General features: G+C 73.5%; 22 protein-coding genes. 16 read left to right on the top strand and 6 right to left on the bottom strand.

The annotated features are described in order from the left end of the window. Positions 1 to 12: 12 nt before the first annotated feature. The gene (locus M3185_RS00530; protein ID WP_251331722.1) at positions 13 to 582 is read left to right on the top strand and encodes a hypothetical protein; all 570 of its coding nucleotides are present in this window, start codon (positions 13 to 15) and stop codon (positions 580 to 582) included. A 28-nt stretch (positions 583 to 610) separates the two neighbouring features. On the opposite strand, the gene M3185_RS00525 is transcribed toward M3185_RS00530, so the two are convergent. Together M3185_RS00525 and M3185_RS00520 are read right to left on the bottom strand one after the other, a co-directional pair. Beyond that, positions 611 to 1,117 carry a metallophosphoesterase family protein gene (locus M3185_RS00525; RefSeq protein ID WP_251331721.1) on the bottom strand — a complete coding sequence of 169 codons (507 nt, stop codon included), beginning with the start codon at positions 1,115 to 1,117 and terminating at the stop codon, positions 611 to 613. After that, positions 1,114 to 2,193 (bottom strand): HoxN/HupN/NixA family nickel/cobalt transporter, encoded by a 1,080-nt coding sequence (locus M3185_RS00520; protein WP_251331720.1) that lies wholly within the window; start codon positions 2,191 to 2,193, stop codon positions 1,114 to 1,116. Before M3185_RS00520 ends, M3185_RS00525 begins: the two co-directional genes overlap by 4 nt. A 236-nt stretch (positions 2,194 to 2,429) precedes the next feature. Between M3185_RS00520 and M3185_RS00515 the strand changes: the two genes are divergently transcribed. Genes M3185_RS00515 through M3185_RS00505 form a run of 3 tightly spaced genes read left to right on the top strand, consistent with a single transcriptional unit; the run spans position 2,430 to position 4,642 of the window. Next, positions 2,430 to 2,885 carry a hypothetical protein gene (locus M3185_RS00515; protein ID WP_251331719.1) on the top strand — a complete coding sequence of 152 codons (456 nt, stop codon included), beginning with the start codon at positions 2,430 to 2,432 and terminating at the stop codon, positions 2,883 to 2,885. Continuing rightward, on the top strand, positions 2,882 to 4,051 hold the full coding sequence (locus M3185_RS00510) for a zinc-dependent alcohol dehydrogenase (RefSeq protein ID WP_251331718.1): 1,170 nt from the start codon (positions 2,882 to 2,884) through the stop codon (positions 4,049 to 4,051). The genes M3185_RS00515 and M3185_RS00510 overlap by 4 nt, the downstream gene beginning before the upstream one ends. 48 nt (positions 4,052 to 4,099) lie before the next feature. Then, positions 4,100 to 4,642, top strand: a complete 543-nt coding sequence (locus tag M3185_RS00505; RefSeq protein WP_251331717.1) for a type 1 glutamine amidotransferase domain-containing protein — start codon at positions 4,100 to 4,102, stop codon at positions 4,640 to 4,642. A 102-nt stretch (positions 4,643 to 4,744) separates the two neighbouring features. Here the strand turns inward: M3185_RS00505 and M3185_RS00500 are convergent, their stop codons facing one another. Continuing rightward, positions 4,745 to 5,674 carry a sulfite exporter TauE/SafE family protein gene (locus M3185_RS00500; protein ID WP_251331716.1) on the bottom strand — a complete coding sequence of 310 codons (930 nt, stop codon included), beginning with the start codon at positions 5,672 to 5,674 and terminating at the stop codon, positions 4,745 to 4,747. A gap of 326 nt (positions 5,675 to 6,000) precedes the next feature. Between M3185_RS00500 and M3185_RS00495 the strand changes: the two genes are divergently transcribed. The 7 genes from M3185_RS00495 (at position 6,001) to M3185_RS00465 (ending at position 14,296) form a co-directional block, all read left to right on the top strand. After that, positions 6,001 to 6,978, top strand: coding sequence for a hypothetical protein (locus tag M3185_RS00495; RefSeq protein WP_251331715.1), 978 nt, complete (start codon positions 6,001 to 6,003; stop codon positions 6,976 to 6,978). Between the two features lie 78 nt (positions 6,979 to 7,056). Beyond that, a complete protein-coding gene (locus M3185_RS00490; protein WP_251331714.1) occupies positions 7,057 to 8,112 on the top strand; it encodes a LacI family DNA-binding transcriptional regulator in 1,056 nt (351 codons plus the stop codon). A 315-nt stretch (positions 8,113 to 8,427) separates the two neighbouring features. Beyond that, positions 8,428 to 9,546 carry a multiple monosaccharide ABC transporter substrate-binding protein gene (gene chvE / locus M3185_RS00485; RefSeq protein ID WP_374238450.1) on the top strand — a complete coding sequence of 373 codons (1,119 nt, stop codon included), beginning with the start codon at positions 8,428 to 8,430 and terminating at the stop codon, positions 9,544 to 9,546. 85 nt (positions 9,547 to 9,631) lie between these two features. Next, on the top strand, positions 9,632 to 11,161 hold the full coding sequence (gene mmsA / locus M3185_RS00480; protein ID WP_251331712.1) for a multiple monosaccharide ABC transporter ATP-binding protein: 1,530 nt from the start codon (positions 9,632 to 9,634) through the stop codon (positions 11,159 to 11,161). Positions 11,162 to 11,165: 4 nt separating this feature from the next. After that, positions 11,166 to 12,419 (top strand): multiple monosaccharide ABC transporter permease, encoded by a 1,254-nt coding sequence (mmsB, locus tag M3185_RS00475; RefSeq protein WP_251331711.1) that lies wholly within the window; start codon positions 11,166 to 11,168, stop codon positions 12,417 to 12,419. Between the two features lie 71 nt (positions 12,420 to 12,490). After that, complete coding sequence (locus tag M3185_RS00470; RefSeq protein ID WP_251331710.1) at positions 12,491 to 12,976, top strand: hypothetical protein; 486 nt, start codon at positions 12,491 to 12,493, stop codon at positions 12,974 to 12,976. A gap of 72 nt (positions 12,977 to 13,048) precedes the next feature. Beyond that, positions 13,049 to 14,296, top strand: a complete 1,248-nt coding sequence (locus tag M3185_RS00465; RefSeq protein ID WP_251331709.1) for a cytochrome P450 — start codon at positions 13,049 to 13,051, stop codon at positions 14,294 to 14,296. Positions 14,297 to 14,314: 18 nt separating this feature from the next. Here M3185_RS00465 and M3185_RS00460 read toward each other — a convergent pair whose 3' ends face one another. Further along, positions 14,315 to 15,157 (bottom strand): SDR family oxidoreductase, encoded by an 843-nt coding sequence (locus tag M3185_RS00460; protein ID WP_251331708.1) that lies wholly within the window; start codon positions 15,155 to 15,157, stop codon positions 14,315 to 14,317. Positions 15,158 to 15,222: 65 nt separating this feature from the next. Here M3185_RS00460 and M3185_RS00455 point away from each other — a divergent pair, with 65 nt between their 5' ends. The 3 genes from M3185_RS00455 to M3185_RS00445 all read left to right on the top strand — a co-directional run bounded on the left by M3185_RS00455 (position 15,223) and on the right by M3185_RS00445 (position 16,895). Continuing rightward, entirely contained in the window at positions 15,223 to 15,786 is a 564-nt protein-coding gene (locus tag M3185_RS00455) for a DUF488 domain-containing protein (RefSeq protein WP_251331707.1), read from the top strand. Beyond that, positions 15,774 to 16,106: a cupin gene (locus M3185_RS00450; RefSeq protein WP_251331706.1), complete on the top strand. Its 333-nt coding sequence runs from the start codon at positions 15,774 to 15,776 to the stop codon at positions 16,104 to 16,106. The genes M3185_RS00455 and M3185_RS00450 overlap by 13 nt, the downstream gene beginning before the upstream one ends. A gap of 126 nt (positions 16,107 to 16,232) precedes the next feature. Then, positions 16,233 to 16,895: an SDR family oxidoreductase gene (locus M3185_RS00445; protein ID WP_251331705.1), complete on the top strand. Its 663-nt coding sequence runs from the start codon at positions 16,233 to 16,235 to the stop codon at positions 16,893 to 16,895. A gap of 58 nt (positions 16,896 to 16,953) precedes the next feature. Here the strand turns inward: M3185_RS00445 and M3185_RS00440 are convergent, their stop codons facing one another. Together M3185_RS00440 and M3185_RS00435 are read right to left on the bottom strand one after the other, a co-directional pair. After that, a complete protein-coding gene (locus M3185_RS00440; protein WP_251331704.1) occupies positions 16,954 to 17,412 on the bottom strand; it encodes a nuclear transport factor 2 family protein in 459 nt (152 codons plus the stop codon). Next, entirely contained in the window at positions 17,409 to 17,930 is a 522-nt protein-coding gene (locus M3185_RS00435; RefSeq protein ID WP_251331703.1) for a nuclear transport factor 2 family protein, read from the bottom strand. Before M3185_RS00435 ends, M3185_RS00440 begins: the two co-directional genes overlap by 4 nt. A 137-nt stretch (positions 17,931 to 18,067) precedes the next feature. On the opposite strand from M3185_RS00435, the gene M3185_RS00430 reads away from it, so the two are divergent. Next, positions 18,068 to 18,550, top strand: a complete 483-nt coding sequence (locus tag M3185_RS00430) for a pyridoxamine 5'-phosphate oxidase family protein (RefSeq protein ID WP_251331702.1) — start codon at positions 18,068 to 18,070, stop codon at positions 18,548 to 18,550. Then, positions 18,547 to 18,885: an acylphosphatase gene (locus tag M3185_RS00425; protein ID WP_251331701.1), complete on the top strand. Its 339-nt coding sequence runs from the start codon at positions 18,547 to 18,549 to the stop codon at positions 18,883 to 18,885. The genes M3185_RS00430 and M3185_RS00425 overlap by 4 nt, the downstream gene beginning before the upstream one ends. The last annotated feature ends 6 nt before the right edge of the window (positions 18,886 to 18,891 follow it).

The following is an 18,891-nucleotide window of genomic DNA, read 5'->3' as shown; positions in this document are numbered from 1 at the left end:
GACGGCGCGGCCATGGACGAGGAGATCCGGCTCGGCGGGGCCGAGCACCCGCACGTGCAGATCCCCCGGCTCGGGGAGCTCGATGCGATCTGGGCCCGGCGCGTCGTCGTGGCCGCCGTCCTGAGCCTGGTCCTCGGGCTCGTCGCCGGGATCGCGGCGGTGTGGCTGCTGGGGGAGGACGGGCCGCTGAGCCCGGCCCAGTGGGGGACGGCGGCCGGCGGGGCCGCCCTGGTCGTCAGCGGCCTGGTGCTCTCGCTGACCCGGGCGGACGACGCCCCGCGCAACGACCTGATGGACGCCCGCGCCCGGGCGGCCAAGGGCCTGCGCACGTCGGTGCGCCGGGGGGCGGTCCCGCAGGACCCGGCGCTGCGGGAGATGCAGGACTACATGGCGGTGGAGATGGTCCAGTACGCGTGGCCGATCCTGCTGGCGGTGCCCGGCATGGCGCTCATGGTGTGGGCGATCTTCGTCCCGGCGCCCGTCGTGGTGGCGACGCTGCTGTTCGTGGCGGTGTGGGCCGTGGTCCGGGTCAACGGGACCGTGGTGGGCCGGCGGTACTACCGGCTGCGGGACCTGCTCTGAGGCGGACCGGTCCGAGCAGGCCGGGGCCTCAGGCCCGCGGCGGCAGGCGCACGAGCTCGACGTCGGTGAGCCGCCCGCCCTCTGCGACGGCCGTGACGTAGGTGCAGAAGGGCTGGCGCCGCCGGTCCGTGGGGGAGCCGGGGTTGAGCAGGCGCAGCCCGTTCGCGGTCGTGGTGTCCCACGGGATGTGGCTGTGGCCGAAGACCAGGACGTCGAGGTCCGGGAAGGCGCGGTCCATCCGGGCCTCCCGCCCGGGCGTGCCGCCCGTCTCGTGGACCATGCCCAGGCGCACGCCCCCGATGGTCTCCCGGGCGATCTCGGGCAGACGGGCCCGCAGCGCGGGCCCGTCGTTGTTGCCCCACACGCCGACGAGCCGTGCCGCCCGCTCCTGGAGCCGGTCCAGGGTCGCGACGTCGACCCAGTCGCCCGCGTGGAGCACCACGTCGGCGTCGTCGACCGCGCGCCAGACCTGCTCCGGCAGGTCCCGGGCGCGCTTGGGGACGTGCGTGTCGGCGAGCAGGAGCAGACGGGTCATGGGCCCCAGCTTCGCACGAGCGCCGGCCGGGCGTCCCGGCGCAGCCGGTCCAGCACCCGCGCGCCGAGCCAGGCGGCGCCGAAGAGGACGATCACGGCCAGGCCGAGGAAGTTCAGGTCCACGGCGGCGACGGCGGCCAGCGCCCCGCCGGCCGGCCGCAGCAGCTCGGCCAGCACCGAGAGCAGGCCGGTGCCGCCGATGACGAAGGCGAGCACGACCGAGACGGTGGTGACCGTGAGGTTGTAGTTGAGCCGGCGGCGGGCGTCGGCCGAGCTCCAGCCGTAGACGCGGTTCATGAGGATGCCGTCGGCGCTGTCGAACACCGTCATGCCCGCGGTGAAGAGCACCGGGAGCACCAGCACGGCGTACCAGGGCAGCTCGGGGGCGAGCCCGCCGGCCATGACGAACAGCCCGATCGAGGCGGCGGTGTCCAGGCCGAGACCGAAGAGGAAGCCCACCGGGTACATCTTCGCCGGCCGGTCCACGACGCGGGTCAGGGGGTGCAGCACGCGGTGCAGGACCCCGCGCCGGTCGAGGTGCGCGTCGAGCTCCGCAGCGCTCAGGACGCCGGCACGGGCGGCCCCGCGGGCGCGGCGCAGCCGCAGCAGCACGGCGAGGTTCAGGGCCCCGGCCGCCAGGAGGAACAGCCCGGACACGGTGCCGCCCCAGATCCCGGCGGCCCGGCGCAGCCCGGAGCCCTCGTCGGCGAGCCCGCCCGCGAAGGCCTCCAGGCCCAGGGCCAGGAGCAGCACCGAGAGCAGCACCACGGAGGAGTGGCCGAGGGCGAACCAGAAGCCGGTGGCCGCGGACGCCCGGCCGCGGGCCATGAGCGCCCGGGTGGCGTTGTCGATCGCGGCGATGTGGTCGGCGTCGAAGGCGTGCCGGACGCCCAGGGCGTAGGCGCTCAGGGCGAGGCCCACGAACAGCCCGGTGCCGCCCGCGGCGGTCTCCGCGCCGAGGACCAGGCCGAGCAGCGCGCCCCATCCCACGACGTGCAGCGCCACGACGGTCGCACCGATCGTCGTGGCGCTGCGCCGTGCGGCGGGTGAGAGGGGAACGGGGCGGGATGTGCTCACGGGTGGCCTTCCGGTGCGGTGGGCGGTCGTCGTCAGAGGGGTCGTCGTCAGGGCGTCGGCGCGAGGCGTGCCGCGCGGGGTTCCCACGCTATCGGCGGAGGGTTACGGGCATGTTCCGGGGCCCGGGCGGCCACGGCGCGGCGGGCACCCCCTGGGCGTTCCCGGCCGGGCCTCGACCCCGATTGCCAGCATGGTTACCATTTCGGTACGAGCCCATCCCTGCCGAGGAGGACGACATGGTGAGCAGAGCCGCGCTGATCGGGGCAGGGTCCGTGGCCGCCGCGGTGCTCGCCCGGAAGGCCCTGGCGGTGGCGCGCACCGGGCGCACCACGGGCGACGACGAGGAGCGCTGGCAGGTGGTCACGGTGAACCGGCCGCCGGAGGAGGTGGCCCCGGGCGGGCGGTGTCCGCAGCCGCTGGCGGAGCTCGGCGGCAGCGTCGAGATCCGCACCGCGCCCGCCCCGGGCGGGCGCGGGACCGAGCTGGCCGTCCGGGCGCTGCAGACGGGAGCGGTCCGCAAGCGCCCGCGCCCCGAGCAGATCCGCCGGGCCGTGCGCGACGCCAAGGAGCTGCTGGAGGTCGGGGAGATCCTGCGCAACGAGCCGCGCCCGCACGGCAAGCGCTCCGCCTCCCCGGCGGGGTGGCTGGTGGACCGGGCGGAGAAGCACGCGCGAGGAGGAGGAAACCTGTGAAGGCCCTGACCTGGCAAGGCATCAACGACCTGGCCGTGGAGGACGTGGACGACCCGCAGATCCTCAACAGCCACGACGTCGTCGTCAAGGTGGTGCAGACGGTCACCTGCGGCTCCGACCTGCACCTGATCGGCGGCTACATCCCCACGATGCGCAGCGGCGACGTCCTGGGCCACGAGTTCGTGGGGGAGGTCGTCGAGATCGGGTCCTCCGTGCGCAGGCACCGGGTGGGCGACCGCGTCGTCGTGTGCTCCTTCGTCTCCTGCGGCCAGTGCTGGTACTGCCGGCAGGAGCTGTACTCGCTGTGCGACAACGGCAACCCCAACGACGCGCTGCCCGAGTCCCTGTGGGGCTACGCGCCCGGCGGCTGCCTGGGCTACTCCCACGCCATGGGCGGGTGGGCCGGCAGCCACGCCGAGTACATCCGGGTGCCCTACGCCGACGTCGGGGCGTTCCGGATCCCCGACGGGCTCGGCTACGAGCGCGCGCTGTTCGCCTCCGACGCCGTGCCCACCGGATGGATGGGCGCGGACCTGGGCGGGGTGCAGGCCGGGGACGTCGTCGCCGTCTGGGGCGCGGGCGCCGTGGGGCAGATGGCGGCCCGGGCGGCGCTGCTGCTCGGGGCGGAGCGGGTGGTCGTCGTCGACCGCTACGCCTACCGCCTGGAGCAGGTCCGCACCCACATCGGGGCGGAGACCCTGGACTACACCGAGACCTCCGTGCTCGGCGAGCTCAAGGAGCTGACCGGCGGGCGCGGGCCGGACGTGTGCATCGAGGCCGTCGGCATGGAGGCGCACAGCACCCGCCCCGACTACCTCTACGACCAGGCCAAGCAGCAGGTGCGCCTGCAGACGGAGCGGCCCACCGCGCTGCGGGAGGCGATCCTGGCGTGCCGCAAGGGCGGGAGCGTCTTCGTCCTGGGCGTCTTCGCGGGACTCGCGGACAAGATCCCGCTCGGCGCCCTGATCAACAACGGCCTCACGGTGCGCGGCGCGCAGCAGCACGGGCAGCGCTACATCCCCATGCTGCTGGAGCGCATGGCCGCCGGGGAACTGACCACCGAGCACCTGGCCACCCACGTGATGCCCCTGGCGGAAGGCCCGAGGGGCTACGAGATGTTCAAGCACAAGACCGACGACTGCGTCCGGGCCGTGTTCGAGCCCTGAGGGGCCGGCGCCTGGACCACGGACCGAGAAACCGAGAAGGAGAACCGCATGACCACCGACATCACGGGCAAGAGGATCGCGTTCATCGCCACCGACGGCGTCGAGGAGCCCGAGCTCACCGAGCCCTGGAAGGCCGTGCAGGAGGCCGGCGGCACCCCCGTGCTGCTGTCCCCCGAGCCGGGGACCATCACCGCGATGCAGGGCGACTGGGAGCACGCCGGGACCTACGAGGTCGACACCACCGTGGCCGAGGCGACGGCCGAGGACTTCGACGCCCTCATCCTGCCGGGCGGGACGCTCAACGCCGACAGCATGCGGGTCGACGAGGACGCGGTGCGCCTGGTCAAGGAGTTCGACGCCGCCGGCAAGCCGATCGCCGCCATCTGCCACGCCCCCTGGATCCTCATCGAGGCGGGGCTGGCCCGGGGCAGGCGCCTCACGTCCTACCACTCCCTGTCCTCGGACCTCGTCAACGCCGGGGCCGAGTGGGCCGACGAGGAGGTGGTGGTCGACGGCAGGCTCGTCACCTCCCGCAACCCGGGCGACCTCGAGGCGTTCAACCGGGAGACGCTGAAGACGATCGCCGGCTGAGCTCCTGCTCGCTGCCGGCGAGGGGTCGTCGCCCGCCCGTGTCCTCCGGGGACCTCAAGGAGCTGACCGGCGGGCGACGACCCCTCGTCCGTGCGGCGCGGCTCAGGCCTCGACCGGGCTGGTGGCGCGATCCGCGGCGGCTTCCCCGGCCCGCTCCGCGGCCCGGGTGCGCAGCTCGCCGCGCACGGTCCGGACGACCAGCGCGGCCCAGGCGGCGAAGAGGGCTCCGAGCAGGACGGTCCCGGCGGCCGGGCCCAGCAGGGCCTGGGCGGTGTCGGTGTTCACCAGGGTGCGGGTGTTGGTCCAGATGATCAGCCCGCCGGCGGCCACCGCCAGCACCCGGGGGGCCAGGTGGCGCACCAGGTAGGCGGCGATGGGGGCGGCGACGACCCCGCCGAGCAGCAGGGCGAGGACCCAGGCGAAGTCGATGCCCGCCGCACCCAGGCCGGTGAGGAACCCGGCGGAGGCGCCGAGGGCGACCACGAACTCGGAGGTGTCGATGGAGCCGATGACCTTGCGCGGGGCGATCTTGCCCGAGGCCAGCAGGGTGGGGGTGCCCACGGGGCCCCATCCGCCGCCGCCGACGGCGTCCAGTGCTCCGGCGGCCGCGGCCAGGGGCACGAGCAGGCGCTTGGGCAGCCGGCCCTGGAAGCTCGGGCGGGTGGTGGGCATGCGCAGGAAGCGGATCAGCACGTAGATCCCGAGGCCCAGCAGGATGGTCGAGACGACGGGCTTGGCGGCGTCGCCGTCCAGGCCCACCAGGAAGTGCGCGCCGAAGAACGCCGCGATCCCGCCGGGGGCGGCCATGATGGCCACCACGCGCCAGTCGACGTTGCCGAACCTCCAGTGCGCGGCCCCGGAGGCGATGGTGGTGCCGACCTCGGCGAGGTGGACCACCGCCGAGGCCGAGGCCGGGGCGATGCCGGCCAGCAGCAGCAGGGAGGTGGAGGTCACCCCGTAGGCCATGCCCAGGGAGCCGTCGACGAGCTGGGCGAAGAAGCCGATCACGGCGAGAACGACGAGAGAGCGCACGGGGAACCTTCCGTTGACGGGCCTGCGGCGCCCGGCGGGGCCGGACCAGCTCAGGCTAGGGAGGGCAGGTGCTCCCGCCAACGTCTGCGACGGAAGGCGTCCCCGGATGAATTCCCGTGACGTCCCTCTTGCGTTCTTCCGTCATCTGCCGCGCGCCCCGCGTCATCTGCCGCGCGGCCTTCGTCGTCCTCCGTGCGCCGCGGCCACGGCACGGTGAGCGGGAAGCCGGCCGCCTGTAACAAAACTGCCAGCCCTCGCGCGGCTTCCGTGCTTGTCAGCGCCCGTGCGACGCTGAGACACGTCGCCGGGGCAGAGAGGGAGTTGCCGTGCTGGATCCACGAAGCGTCACCGCCGAGAGGCCCGTGGGGGAGACCCCGTCCACCGCCGGACCCGGCGCGCCGGGCCGGCGGCCTCCCGCGCTGCCCGCCTCCCTGATCGCCCTGGGCGCGGCGCTCGTGCTCGTCGCCGTGGTGCTCGGCGAGGCGTGGTCGGGAGTCGCCGTGGACGCCGGCTTCGCCCTGCTCACCGTCGGAGCCGTGGTCCTGCTCCTCGAGTCCGGCCGGTCGGCCCGGCGCGCCCGCCGCCCCGGACGCCCCGCCGAGGGCGCGCACCAGGAGCCCTCCGGGCGCCCCGCGGCCGCCGGCGCCCAGCACGGCCTCGCCGGGGTGCACGAGGAGCTCGACGTCGTCGACGTGCTCCGGGGCGTGGCCCCGGGGCAGGAGCTGTGGTGGATGGAGACCTTCCCGCTGACGCTGGCCGGGGACCTCGACGCCATCCACAAGGCGCTGCGCACCGGGGTGCGGGTCCGGCTGCTGCTGCTGGACCCGAAGTCCCCGGCGCTCGCGGCCCGGCTCCGGGACATCCGCCACCGCTACGGCCTCTCGCCCATGGACCTGCGGCGCGGCTTCGACACGCTGAGCCACCAGCTGAAGGTGCTCGGCGGGACCGACCCGGCCGTGGCCGAGCACCTGGAGGTCCGGGTCTACGACGGCCTGCCGGGGGCGCCGCTGTTCCTCGTCCTCGACGGTGCCGCGCCGGGCGGTGCGCAGGACGGCGAGCCCGCACGGCAGGTCGTCCGGGCCTTCAGCAGCTACTACCTGCTCGACGCGAGCCAGGACATGCCGTACCTGGAGTGGCGCGACGGGCCCTTCGCGGACCGGCTGCGCGCCTACGTCGAGCACAAGTGGGACGAGGGCCGCGTGGTCTTCCCCGTCGAGACCGGGGAGCGCTCCTCCTCCGCCTTCCGCGCCGGGGACCTCCCGGCGAAGCACCGGGCCGGGAGCTCCGCCCCGACCGACCGCTGACGGGCCGCCCGCCCGGGCGCCGTCGGGCACGGCCACCCGGGCGGGTCGTCGCCCGCCCCGTGCAGTAGCGTTCCCGTCATGACCGTCGACGACGGGGTCAGCGGCGGGGCGGGTCCCGAGCGGCCCGGACGTGCTCCCAACATGCGGGACGTGGCCCGCGCGGCCGGGGTCTCGCACCAGACCGTCTCCCGGGTGGTCAACGGGCACCCGAACCTGCGCGAGTCCACCCGCCGGAGGGTGCTGGACGCGATGGAGCAGCTGCGCTTCCGGCCCAACCGCGCCGCCCGGGCCCTCGTGACCAGCGAGTCCCGCATCATCGGCGCGCTGCTGTCCAACGGCGCCGAGTACGGGCCGTCCGCCACTCTGCAGGCCGTCGAGGCCGCTGCCGACGCCGCCGGCTACGCCGTCGACATCGTGCACATCGACCCCGCCGGTCCCGCCACCATCGAGGCCGCCGTGGACCGGCTGGCCGACCACGCCGTCGACGGCCTGGTGGTGCTGGCGCCCCAGGTCCGCTCGCTCGAGGTGATCGAGCGGCTGCCGATCCGGATCCCCTTCGTCACGGTGCACTCGACCGGCGGCCGGGACCACCGGATGTCGGTCGACCAGCTCGCCGGTGCCCGGCTCGCCACCCGGCACCTGCTGGAGCTGGGGCACCGGCGCGTCGTCCACGTGGCCGGCGCCGAGGGGTGGGTGGAGACGTCCGCCCGCCGGCAGGGCTTCGCCGAGGAGATGGCGGCGGCGGGGCTCCCCGCCCCCGTGGTGCGCGCCGCCGACTGGACCGCCGAGTCCGGCTACCGGGTGGGCCTCGAGCTGGTGGCGCACCGCGACTTCAGCGCCCTCTTCTGCGCCAACGACCACATCGCGCTCGGGCTGGTCCACGCCCTGCACGAGGCCGGCCTGCGCGTCCCGGAGGACGTCAGCGTCGTGGGCTTCGACGACGTCCCCGAGGCGGCCCACTTCCTGCCGCCGCTCACGACGGTCCGCCAGGACTTCCCGGAGCTGGGGCGCCGGTGCATCGCGGCCCTGCTCGCGGAGCTGCGCGGGCAGCCCGTTCCGGCGGCCGGGGACGTCACACCCGGGCTCATGCTGCGCTGTTCGACGGCGCCCCCGGGTGCCGTTCCCGGTGGCTGAGCGGAAGTGGATGACGTTATAAATTCGTTATAAAACCTTGTTGATCCGTACCGGTTACTCCGGGGTATGGTGACGCAGATAACAGATGTGATCGTTCACATAGCGGATCGGGCGGTGCAGCGCCGTGGTCCCCGCTTCCCGTCACCACGACAACGAGGTCATCGCATGAGCCCGTCCCGGCCGGATCGGAGGTGCCTCACCGGCGCGGGCCGCGGCGCCGGGGCCCGCCACGCCGCCCTGACGGCTCGTGCGCATCCCTGACCTCGCCACCACGGACTCCCGGGCTCTCCCGGACCGACGAAAGGCACGACCATGATGAAGAACCGTATCCTCCTCGGCGTGACCGCGAGCACGCTCGCCCTCGGCCTCGCGGCCTGCGGCGGCAGCCGGGGCGGCGGGGGCGAGGGCGGTGGCGAGGACGCGGCCGCCAACGAGGGCGCCCGGATCGGGGTGGCGATGCCCACCCAGCAGTCCGAGCGCTGGATCGCCGACGGCGAGAACGTCAAGGCGAAGCTGGAGGAGCTCGGCTACGAGGTGGACCTGCAGTACGCCAACGACGACATCCCCACCCAGGTCTCCCAGATCGAGAACATGATCAACGGCGGGGCCAAGGCCCTGGTGGTCGCCTCCATCGACGGCACGACGCTCACCAGCGTCCTCGACACCGCGGAGTCCCAGGACATCCCGGTGATCGCCTACGACCGGCTGATCAACGAGTCGGAGACCGTCGACTACTACACGACGTTCGACAACCACCAGGTCGGTGTGCAGCAGGCCACGTCCCTGCTCACCGGGCTCGGCGTGCTCGACGAGAACGGCGAGGAGACCGGGGAGAAGGGACCGTTCAACGTGGAGCTGTTCGCGGGCAGCCCCGACGACAACAACGCCACCTTCTTCTGGAACGGCGCGATGGAGACCCTCCAGCCCTACCTGGACAGCGGCGTGCTGGAGGTCCCCAGCGGCCAGACGGAGTTCGAGCAGGCCGCCATCCTCCGGTGGCTGCCCGACACCGCCCAGGACCGCATGGAGGACCTGCTCACCGTGGGCGGCGGCGCCAAGCTCGACGGCGTGCTCTCCCCCTACGACGGGCTGTCGATCGGCATCATCTCCGCCCTGCGCTCGGGCGGGTACTCCGCGGACGAGCTGCCGGTGATCACCGGGCAGGACGCGGAGGTGGGCTCGGTGAAGTCCATCGTGGCCGACGAGCAGTACTCCACGATCTTCAAGGACGTGCGCGAGCTCGGCGAGCGCGCGGTCACCATGGTCGACTCCCTGATGAAGGGGGAGGAGCCCGAGGTCAACGACGAGAAGACCTACGACAACGGTGTGAAGGTCGTGCCCGCCTACCTGCTCGAGTCGCAGATCGTCACCAAGGACAACTACCAGGAGGTCCTCGTGGACAGCGGCTACTACGAGGAGTCCGACCTCAAGTGAGCGCCGCCGGCCGGGCGGACTCCTCCGCCCGGCCGGCGCGCCTGCCCCACCACCCCACCAGGTCCCACCAGACAAGGAGATCCGCATGGGCGAGCCCCTGCTGCAGATGCGCGGGATCACCAAGACCTTCCCCGGCGTCAAGGCGCTGGAGGACGTCAACCTCGTCGTCGCCCGCGGAGAGGTCCACGCGATCTGCGGCGAGAACGGCGCCGGGAAGTCCACCCTCATGAAGGTCCTGTCCGGGGTGTACCCGCACGGGACCTACGACGGGGACATCGTCCTGGAGGGCGGGACCGTCTCCTTCCGGGACATCAAGGACAGCGAGCGCAACGGCGTCGTCATCATCCACCAGGAGCTGGCCCTGTCCCCCTACCTCTCCGTCGCCGAGAACATCTTCCTCGGCAACGAACGGGCGCGGGCGGGCTTCGTCGACTGGAACGAGACCAACGTGCGGGCGGCCGAGCTGCTGCGCCGCGTGGGCCTCGACCTCAACCCCGTCACCCCGGCCGGGGAGATCGGGGTGGGCAAGCAGCAGCTCGTGGAGATCGCGAAGGCCCTGTCCAAGGACGTGAAGCTGCTGATCCTCGACGAGCCCACGGCCGCGCTCAACGACGAGGACTCCGAGCACCTGCTGGGCCTGGTCCGCGGCATGCGCGCGGATGGGATCACCTGCATCATCATCAGCCACAAGCTCAACGAGATCCGGGCCATCGCCGACTCCGTGACGATCCTGCGGGACGGGCAGACCATCGAGACGCTCAGCCTCCACGACGGGTCGGTCACCGAGGACCGGATCATCAAGGGCATGGTGGGCCGCGAGCTCACCCACCGCTACCCGCAGCGCACCCCCGCGGTCGGTGAGGAGATCCTGCGGATCGAGGACTGGACGGTGCACCACCCCCAGGACCACGCGCGGCGGGTCGTGGACGGGGCGAGCCTGTCCGTGCGCGCCGGCGAGATCGTCGGGATCGCCGGCCTCATGGGCGCGGGCCGCACGGAGCTCGCCATGAGCGTCTTCGGGCGCAGCTACGGGTCGGGGATCAGCGGCCGGCTGTACAAGAACGGCCAGGAGGTCACCGTGCGCACCGTCCGGGACGCCATCCGCCACGGCATCGCCTACGCCACCGAGGACCGCAAGCGCTACGGGCTGAACCTCATCGACGACATCAAGCGCAACATCTCCGGGGCCGCCCTGGGCAAGCTCGCGAGGGCCGGCTGGGTGGACGGCGGCAGGGAGACGCTCGTGGCCCAGGAGTACCGGGCGAGCATGAACATCAAGGCGCCCTCGGTGGCGGCCGTCACGGGCAAGCTCTCCGGCGGCAACCAGCAGAAGGTCGTGCTCTCCAAGTGGATGTTCGCGGATCCCGACGTGCTGATCCTCGACGAGCCCACGCGCGGCATCGACGTCGGCGCGAAGTACGAGATCTACCAGATCATCAACACCCTGGCCGCCCAGGGCAAGGCCGTGCTGGTGATCTCCTCCGAGCTGCCCGAGCTCCTCGGCATCTGCGACCGCATCTACACCCTCGCCGAGGGCAGGATCACCGCCGAGGTGCCCATCGCCGAGGCCACCCCAGAACTGCTCATGCAGCACATGACCAAGGAAAAGGACTGATCCCATGGCTTCCACCCTCGTCGACGAGCACCGGCTGGTCGCCCCCGACGGACGCCCGCCGCGCTCCACCCTCTCCGACGCCGGCCGGTTCCTGGCCGGGCGGCTGCGGCAGATCGGCATCTTCCTCGCCCTGCTGGTGATCGTGACGCTGTTCCAGGTCCTGACCGGCGGCGCCCTGCTCCAGCCGGACAACGTCTCGAACATCGTGGTGCAGAACAGCTACATCCTGCTCCTGGCCATCGGCATGGTGATGATCATCGTCGCGGGCCACATCGACCTGTCGGTGGGGTCCGTGGCGGCCTTCGTGGGGGCCATGTCCGGGATCATGATCCGGGACTGGAGCCTGCCGTGGTGGGTCGCCCTGGTCGCGTCCCTCGCCGTGGGCGCGCTCGTCGGGGCCTGGCAGGGCTTCTGGGTGGCCTACGTGGGCATCCCCGCCTTCATCGTGACCCTGGCCGGCATGCTCGTCTTCCGCGGGCTCACGCAGATCGTGCTCGAGAACCAGCGCATCACCGGCTTTCCGCAGGAGTACCGCCAGCTCGGCGGCGGGTTCCTGTTCCCGGGCCTGTTCCCGCCCGAGACCAGCATCCTCGACTGGACGACCGTGGGCCTGGGCGTGCTGGCCACGGTGCTGCTCGTGGGCAGCCAGGTGCGCGGGCGCCGGACGCGGGCGCGCCTGGGGCTCGACGACGAGCCGCGCGCGTGGTTCGTCACGAAGCTCGTCTTCGCGGCCGTCGTCGTGCTGGGCCTGACCTACCTCCTGGCGAGCTCGCGCAGCGGCACGCCGATCGTGCTCGTCGTGCTCGGCGTGCTCGTCGTGGCGTACAGCACGGTCATGAAGCGCAGCGTCTTCGGCCGCCACGTCTACGCGCGCGGCGGGAACCTGCAGGCCGCGCAGCTCTCCGGCGTGGACACCAAGCGGGTCGACTTCCTGCTCTTCGTCAACATGGGCGTGCTGGCGGCGCTGGCCGGGCTCATCTTCACGGGGCGGCTGAACTCGGCCGGCCCCGGGGCCGGCAACCTCTTCGAGCTCGACGCGATCGCCGCCGCGTTCATCGGCGGTGCCGCCGTCACCGGCGGAGTGGGCACGATCGTCGGGGCCATTACCGGCGGGCTGATCATGGGCGTGCTCAACAACGGCATGTCCCTGATGGGCGTCGGCATCGACTACCAGCAGTTCATCAAGGGCATGGTGCTGCTCCTGGCGGTCGGCTTCGACGTGCTCAACAAGCGCCGCGCCACGAACGCGCTCAAGTGAGCCGGGGCCGTGCGCCCGAGCCGTGGGCGGGGGGATTGGCGGCGGGACCGGAACTCTGGTGAGGTGAGGGCATGGACGTTTCGGACTTCAAGACCCTGTTCGGCGACAGCATCCGGGCCTGGCTCGACTGGGACGCGCTCCACGAGGAGAACGCCCGCGTCGAGGACCGGGTGCTCTCCGCGCGCGAGGACATCGGGGACCTCTACACGGTCTGGCACGTGGACCCCGACGGCAACCCGGGCGAGTGGTCACACCCCCAGCACCGGCCGCTGACGGTCGCCGACGCGGCCTCCCGGTCGTGGCCCGAGGGGCGGCAGGAGAAGATCGGACGCTTCCAGGAGGACTTCTCCGGCAAGCACGAGCCCGTGGTGCTCACCGTGCCCGCCTACCGGGCGGACGACGTGCTCGTCGTGCTGGACTCCTCCCACCGCGTGGTGGGGGGCTACCTCTCGGAGGCCGAGCTGCGGGTGCTGCTGGTCGTCCTGGCCGGGCCGGCGTCCTCCCTGGTCCTCCCGGGCCTCGCCCAGGTGGAGAACCATCTGGCGGACCGGATCTGACGTCCCCGGAGCGCACCGGCCCCGCGGGCGCCCCTGTGTTCCCGCTCACGCCCGGCGGCTAGCATGGCGTCCATGAGCGACGACGCCCGCTGCCCCGTCCCGCACGGCGACCGGCGCAGGACCGCCCGCCCCGGAGAGCCCGCCGCCCCGCGGGTGGAGGTGCTCGACGGGGTCTGGCACGTCCGCTCCCTGCCGCTGGTCCGCCAGGTGCTGCGGGAGGCGGACGCCACGGTGCAGGCGGGCTTCAACGCGGAGGCCGCCCGCGAGGGGCTCACCGGCAGCCACCCCCCGGTGCTGTTCATGGACGGCCCCGAGCACCGGCGCCACCGCACCGCCACGGCGAAGTTCTTCACCCCGGCCACCGTGAGCCGCCGCTACCGCGCCCTGATGGAGGAGCGCGCCGACGAGCTGGTCCAGCGGATCCGCCGGGACGGCGGGGGTGAGCTGTCCGCGATCACCCTGCGCTACTCGGTGGAGGTCGCCGCGCAGGTCGTGGGCCTGACGAACTCGGACACGGACGGGATGGCCCGCCGCCTCGAGCGCTTCTTCGCCGTTCCGTCCGCCCGCGCGCCGCAGCGGCCGGGTCCCGCGGCCCGGGTGCGCTCGGCCCTGGCCGCCCTGCGGCCTGTGTGGGCGATGGGCGTGTTCCACGTGCGGGACGTGCGCCCGGCCGTCGCCGCCCGGAGGGCCCAGCCCCAGGAGGACGTGGTCTCGCACCTGCTCGAGCAGGGCTACACCGAGCGCGAGATCCTCACGGAGTGCCTCACCTACGCCGCCGCGGGCATGGCCACCACCCGGGAGTTCATCGCGGTCGCGGCCTGGCACCTGCTGGAGGACGAGCGGCTGCGCCGCGCCTACCTGGACGCCGACGAGCCGGGCCGGCACACCATCCTGCACGAGATCCTGCGCCTGGAGCCGGTGGTGGGCCACCTCTACCGCCGCAGCACCCGGGAGCTGGTGCTGGAGGACGGCGACGAGCGGCACGCGGTGCCCGCCGGTGCCCTGCTCGACCTCTACGTCCGGCAGGCGAACACGGACCCCGAGGCGCTCGGGGAGGACGCCCGGCAGCTGTGCCCGGAGCGCTCCCGGCCCAGGGGTATCCGGCCGGAGGCCATGTCCTTCGGCGACGGCGCCCACCGCTGCCCCGGCGGCTTCATCGCGATCCAGGAGAGCGACATCTTCCTGCAGCGCCTGCTGCGGCTGCCGCTGGAGCTGGCGCGACCGCCCCGGCTGGCCTGGGTGGACCTGATCGCCGCCTACGAGGTGCGCGACGTCGCGCTGCGGGTGCGCCAGGACGTGCCCGCCCAGCCGGTGCCGTAGCCGGGCGGCGCCGCCCGCTCAGGGGTGGCGCACGCCCTGCCCGGCCAGGACCGCGCGGTAGCCCTCGCGGAAGGTGGGGTAGCGGAAGACGAAGCCGGACTCCCGCAGCCGCCGGTTGGACACCCGCTTCGAGCCGCGCCGCGGCGTGTCCGCCTCGGGGACGTCCTCGGGCAGCGGGACGCCGAGCTCCTGCGCCAGGAACTCCAGGACCTCCCGCTCCCGCACGGGCTCGTCGTCCACCCCCAGGTACAGCGTCAGGGGCTGGTCCGCCATGGTGAGCAGGTGCACGGCGGCCGCGGCGGCGTCGTCGCGGTGGATGCGGTTGGTCCAGGCGGCGCCGCTCGCGGCGTTCCCGGAGCGGACCGTGTCGATCAACCGGGTGCGCCCGGGCCCGTAGATCCCCGCCAGGCGCAGGACCGTGCCGTGCGGGAAGTGCTCGTGGAAGATCTCCTCGGCCTCCAGCAGGACCTCGGCCGTGGGGGTGGAGGGGGCGACGGGGGTGTCCTCGGTGACCCACTCGCCCTCGGCGGCCGCGCAGACCGCGGTGGAGGAGATCAGCAGGGCGCGCCGGGGGAGCGCGCCCCCCTCCAGGACGCCGGTGAGCAGGTTCCGCAGACCGTCGACGTAGGCCGCCCGGTAGTCCTCGGGGGAGCGCCCGTCCGCGGCCGTGGCGACCACGAGGTGCTCGAGGTCGCCCGGCAGCTCCGGCACCTCGGTGCTGAGGTCCACCGGCACCCCGGCCAGGGGCGGCGGCACCAGCTCCGCCCGCCGGCGCAGCCCCAGCACCTCGTGGCCCTGCTCGGCCAGCCGCAGCCCGATCTCCGTGCCCAGATCTCCGCATCCCGCGATGACGACGCTCATGGTGTGCATTCTTCCACCGTTCCCTCCACGGCGCGCCCGGCGGTGCCGGTCAGTAGGCTGAGGACATGGCACCGGGCACCGTCTACACCGTCGGGCACTCCACGCGCTCCGCCGAGGAGCTCGTGGCGCTGCTGCGGGAGTTCGGCGTGCAGGAGCTCGTGGACATCCGCACCGTGCCGCGCTCGCGGACCAACCCCCAGTTCGACCTCGACCGGCTGCCCGCCACCCTCGCGCAGGCCGGGATCGGGCACACCTACTGCAAGGGGCTCGGCGGGCTGCGCCCCACGTCGGGCGCCTCGGTCAACACCGCCTGGCGCAACGCGTCCTTCCGCGGCTACGCCGACCACATGCAGACCGAGGAGTTCCGGTCGGCGCTCGCCCGGCTGGAGGAGCTCGCGGCGCACCGCGTCGCCGCGATCATGTGCGCCGAGGCCGTCTGGTGGCGCTGCCACCGCTCGCTCGTGGCCGAGGCCCTGCTGGTGCGCGGGCACGACGTCCGGCACATCATGGGGCCCGGCCAGCAGACCCCGGCGGCGCTGCGGGACTTCGCCGTCGTCGACGGGGACCGGATCACCTACCCGGGCACCCATCCAGGCACGCAACCAGGAGGAGAACGATGCAGCACCTGAACGAGATCGCCATGCAGCACCTGAACGAGGCCCGCCACGGCGAGCACGGCCGCAGCTCGGAGCGCCTGCTGCACCAGAAGGTGCTGCGCCAGACCCTGATCGCCCTGCGGGAGGGCTCCCAGCTCTCCGAGCACAACGCCCCCTACGCCGGCAGCCTGCAGGTGCTGCACGGGAGGATCCGGGTGCGGTCCGGCAAGGAGCTGGTCCTCGAGGCCGGGCACCTGCACGAGCTCCCGCTGGCGCGGCACTCCGTCGAGGCCCTGGAGGACGCGGTGTTCCTGCTGACGGCGGTCACGGGCATCGAGGACGCCGCCGAGTAGCCGCCCCCCGCGCGCAGGGCGGGGCATTCCCGGTTTCGCCCTGCGCGTGAGGCGTGTCGCGGCGCCCGCGACGGGTCTAGCGTCGGGGGAGAACGCGAACATCCCCGCACCCGAAGGAGCACCCGCATGTCCCACGTGACCATCATCGGCGGCCACGGCAAGGTCGCCCTGATCCTCGCCCCGCAGCTCGTGCGCGCCGGCCACGCCGTGACCAGCATCTTCCGCAACCCCGACCACGTGGCCGACGTCCAGCAGACCGGGGCGGAGCCCGTCGTGGCCGACGTCGAGAAGCTCTCCGTCGACGAGATCGCCGGGCTGCTGCAGGGCCAGGACGCCGTGGTCTGGAGCGCCGGGGCCGGCGGCGGCAGCCCGGAGCGCACCTACGCCGTCGACCGGGACGCCGCGATCCGTGCCATGGACGCCGCCGAGCGGGCCGGCGTGAAGCGCTTCGTCATGGTCTCCTACTTCGGCGCCGGGCAGGACCACGGCATCCCCGAGGACGACCCCTTCCACGCCTACGCCCAGGCCAAGGCCGACGCCGACGACCACCTGCGCGCCTCCGGCCTCGTCTGGACCATCGTGGGCCCCGGAGCCCTCACCCTCGAGGAGGCCACCGGCGCGATCGACGTGCCCGCCGGCGGCGAGCGCGACGGCGAGCGCCGCACCTCCCGCGCCAACGTGGCGCTCGTGGTCGCCGCCGTGCTGGACGACCCGGCCACGATCGGGCGGAGGATCGACTTCTCCGACGGCGGCACCCCGATCCGCGAGGCGCTCGCCGCCCAGCAGTAGCGGGACCGGCACGAACCCGCCGCCGGTGCTGCGGCGCGGCGGCGGGCGGGGGAGGGGCTCAGCCCAGGAAGGCCTCCACGCCCGGCCGGGTGCCGGCCCCCGGCTGCGTCCGGGTCGTGCGGCGCTCCGTGATCCGCCACCCCTCCGGGGTGCGCACGAGCAGGTCCAGCTGCTCGCCGCCGCGCACGGTCCCGTCCGCGGCGACCGTGAACCACTTGCTCCACGCCCGCACGCGGTCGGCACCCAGCCGGCGCAGCACGGTGTCGGTGATGTGGTGCGGGCCGAGGCCGTGGGCCCGGGCGCGCTCGACGACCTCCACGAACTCCGTGGTGCCGTGCGCGGTCCCGTGCGTCGAGGCCACGACCGCGTCCCCGGTGAGCACCAGGTCCAGGTCGTCCCAGGCGGCGACGTCCACGAGCCGGGCGCACCGGACGAGGGCGGTGCCGATCGCCAGGGCGTCGTCCGCCGGGACCCGCTCCCAGCCCGCCGACGGGCCCGCCCCGGGCGCGGCGCTCACCGGCGGGCTCGTCCGGTCGCGGCGAGCACGGCGTCGTCGAACAGCGCGTACGAGTACGGGTCCGGGGCGTAGCCGCCCTCGGCGAGCGCCACGGAGTCCTGGTCGTTGCGGGGCGCGACCGTGCGCCGGGTGATCCGCCAGCCGGGGCCGGTGCGGCGGAACGTGTCGATGAAGTCCCCGCCGACGGCCTTGCGGTCCCAGGTCAGCAGCAGCATCCGCGACCAGGCCACGGCGGTGTCCTCGTCGACGGCCTCGATGATCGTGTTGAGCGTGTGCGTGGCCGGGAAGCGGGAGAGGTCGATCATCTCGAGGTAGCGCCGCACGCCCGCGGTGCCGGTGAACTCGCCGCGCGGGGTGACGAGCTCGACCTCCGGGACGAAGACCTCCCCGAACATGTCCCACTGGCGGTTGTCGAGCAGGTGCGACGAGAAGCTGAGGATCTCGGTGATCTCGATCCTGTCCTGGGCGCTGATCGTCCCGGGGGCGGTCTCCTCCGGGGCCTGTGCTGCGTGGTCCATCTGCGTGCTCCGGTCCTCTTCTGCGCCGGCGTCCCGGGGAGGACGGACCGGCGGACGGTGCGTGGGGGTTCGGCCCACGACGAATTCTCGGGCTCCGACCGTGCCGCGAGCGACGGTCGGTCCCCTAATCTGACCACATGAGCACGCACCAGGATGACATCCAGCACATCGTCGAGTTCGTCAACCGCACCCGGGTCGGCATGCTGACCACGCGGGAGGCGACCGGCAAGCTCGTGAGCCGGCCCATGACCGTCGTGGACGTCGCGCCGGGGGAGGACCTGCACTTCTTCACCGACCGCTCCACGTCCGCGGTGGAGGACGTCCGGCGCGAGGACGCCGTCAACGTCGCCTTCGTGGGCCCCCACGAGTGGGTCTCGGTCTCCGGGGCCGCCGAGGTGGTCGAGGACCCCGCGGTGGTCGAGGGCCTGTGGTCGGACGCCCTCAGGCCCTTCTACCCGGACGGCCCGGCCACGCCCGGGCTCGTCGTGCTGCGCGTGCGCACCGAGACCGCCGAGCTGTGGCGCAGCCCCGGCACGCTCGCCACCGCCCTGCGCTGGGCCCGGGCGCGGGTCACCGGCGAGCAGATCGACGCCGGCGAGTCGACGGTGGTGGAGCTGTGAGCCTGCCCCCGATCCACCCGAGCGCCTCCGACGACCGCTCCGCCGACGAACTGGACCTCAACGAGCCGCTGCGGCTCACCGCCGTGGTGCACGGCACCGTGCACGGGGTGGGCTTCCGCTACTGGACCTGGCGCCACGCCGAGAAGCTCGGCCTGCACGGCTCCGTGGTCAACAACGCCGACGGCACCGTGGGCGTGATCGCCGAGGGCCCGCGGTGGGCCGTGGGCGACCTGCTCAAGGCGCTCAACGGCAACGACACCCCCGGCGCCGTGATGCGGGTGGACTCCCACTTCGGCCCCGCCACCGGGCAGTTCAGCGAGTTCGTCACGGGCTGACCCGCC

Source organism: Kocuria rosea, from assembly GCF_023715525.1.
In the GTDB taxonomy this organism is placed as follows: Bacteria; Actinomycetota; Actinomycetes; order Actinomycetales; family Micrococcaceae; genus Kocuria; species Kocuria rosea_A.
Note: the sequence above shows the minus strand (reverse complement) of the source record. Positions and strands in the feature narration are given on the sequence as shown.

Coding starts and splice junctions, on each gene's coding strand:
- M3185_RS00530 (WP_251331722.1), top strand. CDS start 13: ATGGACGAGGAGATCCGGCTCGGCGGGGCCGAGCACCCGCACGTGCAG.
- M3185_RS00525 (WP_251331721.1), bottom strand. CDS start 1,117: ATGACCCGTCTGCTCCTGCTCGCCGACACGCACGTCCCCAAGCGCGCC.
- M3185_RS00515 (WP_251331719.1), top strand. CDS start 2,430: ATGGTGAGCAGAGCCGCGCTGATCGGGGCAGGGTCCGTGGCCGCCGCG.
- M3185_RS00505 (WP_251331717.1), top strand. CDS start 4,100: ATGACCACCGACATCACGGGCAAGAGGATCGCGTTCATCGCCACCGAC.
- M3185_RS00490 (WP_251331714.1), top strand. CDS start 7,057: ATGACCGTCGACGACGGGGTCAGCGGCGGGGCGGGTCCCGAGCGGCCC.
- chvE (WP_374238450.1), top strand. CDS start 8,428: ATGAAGAACCGTATCCTCCTCGGCGTGACCGCGAGCACGCTCGCCCTC.
- mmsA (WP_251331712.1), top strand. CDS start 9,632: ATGGGCGAGCCCCTGCTGCAGATGCGCGGGATCACCAAGACCTTCCCC.
- mmsB (WP_251331711.1), top strand. CDS start 11,166: ATGGCTTCCACCCTCGTCGACGAGCACCGGCTGGTCGCCCCCGACGGA.
- M3185_RS00470 (WP_251331710.1), top strand. CDS start 12,491: ATGGACGTTTCGGACTTCAAGACCCTGTTCGGCGACAGCATCCGGGCC.
- M3185_RS00465 (WP_251331709.1), top strand. CDS start 13,049: ATGAGCGACGACGCCCGCTGCCCCGTCCCGCACGGCGACCGGCGCAGG.
- M3185_RS00460 (WP_251331708.1), bottom strand. CDS start 15,157: ATGAGCGTCGTCATCGCGGGATGCGGAGATCTGGGCACGGAGATCGGG.
- M3185_RS00455 (WP_251331707.1), top strand. CDS start 15,223: ATGGCACCGGGCACCGTCTACACCGTCGGGCACTCCACGCGCTCCGCC.
- M3185_RS00450 (WP_251331706.1), top strand. CDS start 15,774: ATGCAGCACCTGAACGAGATCGCCATGCAGCACCTGAACGAGGCCCGC.
- M3185_RS00445 (WP_251331705.1), top strand. CDS start 16,233: ATGTCCCACGTGACCATCATCGGCGGCCACGGCAAGGTCGCCCTGATC.
- M3185_RS00435 (WP_251331703.1), bottom strand. CDS start 17,930: ATGGACCACGCAGCACAGGCCCCGGAGGAGACCGCCCCCGGGACGATC.
- M3185_RS00430 (WP_251331702.1), top strand. CDS start 18,068: ATGAGCACGCACCAGGATGACATCCAGCACATCGTCGAGTTCGTCAAC.